The following is a 313-nucleotide window of genomic DNA, read 5'->3' on the forward strand; positions in this document are numbered from 1 at the left end:
CCCGGTGCACGCCCCGGAAGACGTCAACCACCCGCTCTGGATCGAGCGCATCCGCGCCCTGGAGCCGGACTTCATCTTCTCCTTCTACTACCGCCACCTGCTCTCCGAAGAGGTGCTGGCCTGCGCCGCGCGCGGCGCCTACAACCTGCACGGTTCGCTGCTGCCGCGCTACCGTGGTCGCGCCCCGGCCAACTGGGTGCTGGTCAACGGCGAGACCGAGACCGGCGTGACCCTGCACCGCATGGTCAAGCGGGCCGATGCCGGCGCCATCGTCGCCCAGCAGCGTGTCGCCATCGCCCCGGAAGACACCGCC

At 70.6% G+C, this 313-nt stretch carries 1 protein-coding gene; it reads left to right on the forward strand.

Annotated features, from left to right (window positions below; translation table 11 throughout):
• Nucleotides 1-313, forward strand: a 313-nt coding sequence (locus tag RND78_RS27995) for a formyltransferase family protein (protein WP_312733500.1), incomplete at both ends; no start/stop codon positions are given.

It is taken from the genome of Pseudomonas oryzihabitans (assembly GCF_032027545.1).
GTDB classification, from domain to species: domain Bacteria; phylum Pseudomonadota; class Gammaproteobacteria; order Pseudomonadales; family Pseudomonadaceae; genus Chryseomonas; species Chryseomonas oryzihabitans_F.